The sequence below is a fragment of the Vibrio genomosp. F10 str. 9ZD137 genome (assembly GCF_049974785.1).
Lineage (GTDB): Bacteria > Pseudomonadota > Gammaproteobacteria > Enterobacterales > Vibrionaceae > Vibrio.
In genome coordinates this window covers 1-5,866 of sequence record NZ_JBNGCJ010000508.1, presented here as the reverse complement: position 1 = coordinate 5,866, position 5,866 = coordinate 1, and the positions used below count along the sequence as shown (strand labels likewise).

Here is a 5,866-nt window from a genome sequence, read left to right as displayed (position 1 = left end):
AAGAGATTTTTCCGTTACGCCGCATAAGTTAACAGTACTCAACCAGCTCCAAACAGCTGCTGCAGCAAAAGTGGTGGGGATCGGAAAAATCTCAGATATTTTTGCAGGCTCGGGGATTGATCAATCGATGAAAGCCGTCGGTATTCCAGAACTGTTTGACCAAACCCTAATGGCATTACAAAACAATCCGTCAGATACGTTGATCTTTACTAATTTTGTCGATTTTGACTCAGAGTATGGTCATCGCCGGAATGTGCAAGGTTACGCTACGGCACTGGAATATTTTGACCGACGTTTACCTGAGCTATTGGCGAAACTGACAGATGAGGATTTGCTGATCATCACAGCAGATCATGGTTGTGATCCAACTTGGAGTGGTTCCGACCATACTCGTGAATATGTCCCCATCATTGGTTTTGGCTCGAAGTTACAACCTGGTTACTTAGGTTGCCGAACCTCCTTTGCAGATATTGGTGCCACAATAGCTCAACACTTTGGGCTTACAGTACCGTCAAGCGGGCACTCCTTCTTACAGTAACACTTAACACACTTTTCTAATCTTTACCTAGGTGCTGGTTGACCAGCGCTTAAGGATTGACGTGTCTTCAAAAAATGTTGGAGTATTTATGAACAAGTATCATGCTTTACTTTTATTCACATTCCTGTCTACCGGAGCAAGCGCTGAGTATCTATATAGCTTTGGCAGTATCAATGTGAACTACTTAGATTGGTCTTCATCGACTGAGGAACGTAGCGGTGGCAACAAGCAAGACTTTGCCTACTTAGAGCTGGAAGGCGGTGCTGGATTTGATTGGGGTGAGGTTTATGGCTTTATCGATTTTGAATTCCAAGATGGCACGACAAGCAATGATCAAGCGATGGCTGTGTCGAGTAAGGGTAAGGTAGCGGTGAAGACTGGGCTTGATGAATTGCGTGTCTATGCTCAGACCTATTCAACAGAAAACCAAGGCTTTCACGGCCGAAATACGGTACTAGGTCTTTCCTATAACCTAACCAGTGACGCAGGTTGGTTCTTTAGTCCTTTTGTTGGCTTTCACTATACCAATAAAAATGGCTTTGCAGGTATGAATGGTGGCATGGCGGGTTGGGTTGCTAACTACGATTTTACGCTAGGAGAGCAAAGTTTTACATTATCTAATTGGCATGAAACTGAATTTTCACGCAGTAATGGCTATATAAATTCAACAAGAGAAGACGATGATTTGTCTTACAATGGAGCATTAGCAATTTGGTGGAATGCACCTGAAAATTTGAGTTTAGGTCTTCAATATCGTTATGCGCACAACAAGCTCGGTCAGCCTGATACCGATCAAGCAATTATCTATACAGTCAAATACAGTTTCTAATTATGAATATTTTGTTAGCCATGATCCCCGCATTTTTGTGGGGAACAACTTATGCAGTGACTCAATACACGTTGCCTGATTGGCCACCTATATTGCTTGGCGCACTCAGGGCATTACCCGCGGGGTTGCTGCTATTGTTAATTCGACCTTCTTTACCGAGCGTAAAGGAGCTGAAAGCATTAACTGTATTGGGGATAGTGAATATAGCCATATTTTTCACCTGTATCTTTATTATGGCGTTGACGTTGCCATCTGCAGTATCTGGAGTCGGCATGATTTCTGTGCCGGTTTTTGCCATGATCTATCACTGGATAGTTGCGAGCAAAAAACCAACAGGCATTCAATTCTTGAGCGGCGTATTACTGATCGCTTTAGCTTGGGCGTTATTTAACCCAAGTTCAATAACGCTTAATCCCATTGGTCTGTTGGCGATGCTCGGTGCGATTCTATGCCTAGTAATTGGCAGCAGTTTAACCAAGCAGCTCGCCGCTGAAATGCATTGGTGGAAGGTACTCACCTGGCAGCTTATTGTCGGTGGTGGTTTATTACTAGGTTTATCTGCGGTTCATGCTGCCTTGAATGTCGAGCTTTATCGTAGTGTGATTAGTGAAGTCAGTTGGAGTAACTTATTGGGGTTAACATGGCTAATTATTTTTGCCACTGCTATCGGGTATGGGCTGTATGTTTGGTTACTGCAACGCATGACCGTAGTTGAGTTTACCTTTGGTGGGATTGCCAATCCTATTGCGGGAATTTTGTCGGGCATGCTGCTCGTCGGTGAAGTGTTTTCTACCGCCCAATACACCATTATGGGGTTAATGATCATGACCAGTTTACTGCCACAGGTATACTCCTTACTAAAATAATGTCATTTTAAAGTAGCTAGAGTTTAGTGATGGGATAGATGTTCATCTGGCAAAGTATTTGTACCCTGCTCAATCTGAGCAGGGTATTTTTATAGATAAACCTGAGCTCGGGTTAATTAAATTGTTCAGTAAATGCTTTGACGGCAGGAGAAATATCACGGGGGTCATAAATCATACATAGTCCCGCCGGTAAGTTTTCCTTGAGATTAACAAAGTGAATGTTCTCCCAGGAATGCTGAGTAAAGCTAGAAGGTACAGCTGTGATGGTACTACTACCCGACACATACGCCATTAGCGTGGTGGGCTCGACAAACTCATTTTGTATCAAAGGTGCAAAGCCTTTATGCATACATGCGTCTATTATCAAAGCTGCTGATGCAGAGTTTCTTTGTAACAAAAAGGAAAACTCTTGATCTTTGAGATCGGCAAAAGATAGTTTCTTCTTTACTCGGAGAGGGTGCTCATCGGACATAGCAATGACAAAGTTTTCATCCGTTATCCGCTTAGAAATAAGCGGGTAAATGTTCAATGCGTCAGCGAATCGAGACAAGCCGATATCAATTTGTTTTTCCAGCAATTGTTGTTTCTGTTGTTCAGGGCTAAGTTCCAGCAGTTTGACATTATAATCAGGGTAAACGCGGTTAAAATCTTTCAGCATGCTCCCAAAACCAGCCCAAAATGCGGAACTGACCATACCAACCCTAAGGGTGTGAGTATCACTACGATTGGCTTTTTGCACTCGATAAAGAGAGAGTTCCAGATTGCGAAATAGTTGTTCACATTCCCCCTTCAACACTTCTCCAGCCGGTGTTAGTGACACACTTCGAGAGGTACGTTCTAACAATGCTCCGCCTAAAATCAACTCTAGTTCTTTAATTTGTGCGCTAAGTGGTGATGGTGTGATTTTAAGATTTTTGGCGGCTTGATTAAAGTGTCCGGATCGCGCAACTTCATAGAAGTAGCGGAGCATCTTTAAAGTTATACGTTCATTCAAATTTTTATATCTCTTTGGCACGTTTATTAATTAAGTACTATCCCTCAATATAGCAGGGATAACCAGTTCGGGTAAATAATTTTCGTTAAAAATATAATTTTAAAATTTGTCATAAATTATGAGTGAAATAGTTATATGAATATCGCATATAATACTTATTTTGATATTGCCTTTAATATGACTGTAACTGTTTGTAATTTTTTATCATAGAGCACAATTTTATAATCAGAATTTTTTATTATATTGGTATTAATAAAATGGAGTTAACAATGAACAATATATCAAGAAGATCAATGCTAAAATTTGGAGCTATTGGTGCAACTAGCCTAGCCGTCCCCAAAGCGTTCTCGGGTATTTACCACCCACTTAATAACAACAGTTCACCGATGGCAAATGAAGACATTGATACTGTGGCAAAATTAGCTACAGATGAATGTATTAAAGCTTTTTGCAATGGTTCATTCTCGGTTGGAGGGGTTTTAATTGACATCACTACCGGCGACATTATCCATTTCTTGCATTATTTGGTTGTTCAGAATGGAACTCTTCTTGATCCTACTGCTCATGGAGAAAGGCAATTGGTGGATTGGTACTTCCAATCGCTTAAAGATGGCGTGCAGTTGCCTCCTGTTGAAAATTTAGCTGTTGTTAGTAGTCTTGACCCATGTGCAATGTGCAATGTGCACTGGCTCTCTAGTTTCTGCTGGATTTAAAACCATTATCTCAGCATATGATAATTTTGCTGGAATTAACTATGATCTTAGCGCAACATTTCCATCCGTCACCGATCCTGAACCTCTTCTAAATTCGTTCTCGTATCCTGAAGTAAATGGTGAGTCTTGCCTTTCTCGCGAACATTCAGGGGCAGTATTACCAGAATTTTTTACCGGGACAGTTATACACGAGCATACTCAGTTGAGTAACTTAACATCATTCCAAGCAACGTTGAGTAGTGTTCAAAATATTGTAGGGGGGGACGTTGAACCTCATCCTGATTTTAATATGGTAAATCTACCTGAAGATCATCCAGTCAAAACAAAACTTAGAGAGGTTTTTCCGGAGAGTTTAGCTTTAACATTATCCGAGCCGGGACGTCCGAATATGTTGATCGCCCCATATATTCATGATGCTCAAGCCGATGATATTCTAAATGGTGGCAATGGAGACGTAGCATTGGTTTTTGATAATTTCGGAAATCTAATATTATGTCTACCAGGGAATATTTCGGACTCTCCTATTTTGACACCTTGGATGCGTTGTACTCGTGAATATCATAGAATCAGATATGAACTTATTAATGAAGAAGTTGAAGATAGCGAGAAATATATGGTTTCATTAAAGTATGGATTAATATTGATGCTACGGTGCCCAAATGACTCTTATCGAGATCTTGTTGATATTGGTGCATATGGTTCTACCATGGAAGGCCCTTTACCCGAGTTGATTTGGGATAATTTGCAATACATACAGCCATCGACCCCTATGTATATTAATGCATATTTGGAGGGAATGCCTCCTTTCTATAGTCAATTAGTACAAATGAAAATGTGGCAAGTGGAAGATATTGATTTACAGACTGAGTTTTTGGTAGTGCCACCTCCTATAAAGTAAAAGTCTTCTCTGGTTTTAATAAGTTTCAATCTTTATTGTCATAATTCTGTTGTTCAGAAGGCACTGAGTTATTATAGTTTTAAACTTTATTGTCATTTTCTTCTATTTAGTGCTGCGTAGTATTAACCCCCTGCTCGAGAGAAAAGTTTCAGACTTTAATGTCGTCCTACACTAAACAGAATACATATTGCTCCTGTTTGTAAAACAGAATTGTCCACCAACATTTCAGATCTTTCTGAGGCCTACTAAATGTGACTGCCAAACTTCATGTTGACCAAAAACACTGAGAGGAGGTCATCATGAGAAAGTCATCTTCTGGAAAATGCAGTGGCATCAAAAGGCCATTTAAGCTTGAAGAGATCTGGCGGATCAGAACTAGGCTGGAGATTGAAAACGATTTGATGCAGCTCGCGTTACTGAACCTAGCTATAGATAGCAAGTTAAGAGCGAGTGATTTGCTAAAGTTACACGTTTACGATGTTTCTTCGCAAGGAGTTATCTATGACAGGGTTCAGTGCATCCAGCAAAAAACGGGAACCGATGTCCACTATGAGATTACACCAAGAACGCAGCAAAGTATTAGCCGATGGATTTTTGCAGCATCCCTAGAGGCAAGCAGTTTTCTATTTCCGAGTAGCCGCCGCTCTGGGCAACCTATCAGCTACTCATTCTATCGAGCAATTATCAGGAGCTGGGCTGTAAAGCTTGGATTGAATGCTGACTATTACGGTACTCACTCCATGCGTCGCACCAAAGCAACTTTAATCTATGCCAGAACGAAAAACATCAGGGCTGTACAGATCTTACTTGGACACTCGAAGCTTGATAACACTATTCGATACCTTGGCGTTGAGCTAGAGGACGCTCTGAGGTTGTCTGAGAAAACAGACTGCTGACAGATAGAAGCTGTTACAGGCTTTTCTCCTGAAAAGCCTGTGCCCCGAAGTTTGTTACGACTCACATATGAACGCGGCAAGTTTGAGGGGAGCTCAGTTAGCCTTTCAACCACCCAGAAACGACAAGAGCCA

At 41.2% G+C, this 5,866-nt stretch carries 6 protein-coding genes and 1 pseudogene; 6 read left to right on the top strand and 1 reads right to left on the bottom strand.

The window, feature by feature from the left end:
- The 3 genes and pseudogenes from ACP45E_RS12380 to ACP45E_RS12370 all read left to right on the top strand — a co-directional run.
- Positions 1-538: pseudogene (locus tag ACP45E_RS12380) on the top strand (phosphopentomutase); the annotation flags it as partial.
- 88 nt (positions 539-626) lie between these two features.
- Positions 627-1,367, top strand: coding sequence for an outer membrane protein OmpK (locus tag ACP45E_RS12375; RefSeq protein ID WP_017037014.1), 741 nt, complete (start codon positions 627-629; stop codon positions 1,365-1,367).
- Between the two features lie 2 nt (positions 1,368-1,369).
- Complete coding sequence (locus ACP45E_RS12370; RefSeq protein WP_026026476.1) at positions 1,370-2,233, top strand: DMT family transporter; 864 nt, start codon at positions 1,370-1,372, stop codon at positions 2,231-2,233.
- Between the two features lie 112 nt (positions 2,234-2,345).
- On the opposite strand, the gene ACP45E_RS12365 is transcribed toward ACP45E_RS12370, so the two are convergent.
- Positions 2,346-3,227 (bottom strand): LysR substrate-binding domain-containing protein, encoded by an 882-nt coding sequence (locus ACP45E_RS12365; protein WP_026026475.1) that lies wholly within the window; start codon positions 3,225-3,227, stop codon positions 2,346-2,348.
- Between the two features lie 269 nt (positions 3,228-3,496).
- On the opposite strand from ACP45E_RS12365, the gene ACP45E_RS12360 reads away from it, so the two are divergent.
- From ACP45E_RS12360 to ACP45E_RS12350, 3 genes are all read left to right on the top strand, one after another.
- Positions 3,497-3,940 carry a hypothetical protein gene (locus tag ACP45E_RS12360; RefSeq protein ID WP_026026474.1) on the top strand — a complete coding sequence of 148 codons (444 nt, stop codon included), beginning with the start codon at positions 3,497-3,499 and terminating at the stop codon, positions 3,938-3,940.
- A complete protein-coding gene (locus ACP45E_RS12355) occupies positions 3,906-4,838 on the top strand; it encodes a hypothetical protein (RefSeq protein ID WP_026026473.1) in 933 nt (310 codons plus the stop codon). Before ACP45E_RS12360 ends, ACP45E_RS12355 begins: the two co-directional genes overlap by 35 nt.
- A 299-nt stretch (positions 4,839-5,137) precedes the next feature.
- The gene (locus ACP45E_RS12350) at positions 5,138-5,734 is read left to right on the top strand and encodes a tyrosine-type recombinase/integrase (RefSeq protein WP_017037010.1); all 597 of its coding nucleotides are present in this window, start codon (positions 5,138-5,140) and stop codon (positions 5,732-5,734) included.
- The last annotated feature ends 132 nt before the right edge of the window (positions 5,735-5,866 follow it).

Coding starts and splice junctions, on each gene's coding strand:
- ACP45E_RS12375 (WP_017037014.1), top strand. CDS start 627: ATGAACAAGTATCATGCTTTACTTTTATTCACATTCCTGTCTACCGGA.
- ACP45E_RS12370 (WP_026026476.1), top strand. CDS start 1,370: ATGAATATTTTGTTAGCCATGATCCCCGCATTTTTGTGGGGAACAACT.
- ACP45E_RS12360 (WP_026026474.1), top strand. CDS start 3,497: ATGAACAATATATCAAGAAGATCAATGCTAAAATTTGGAGCTATTGGT.
- ACP45E_RS12355 (WP_026026473.1), top strand. CDS start 3,906: ATGTGCACTGGCTCTCTAGTTTCTGCTGGATTTAAAACCATTATCTCA.
- ACP45E_RS12350 (WP_017037010.1), top strand. CDS start 5,138: ATGAGAAAGTCATCTTCTGGAAAATGCAGTGGCATCAAAAGGCCATTT.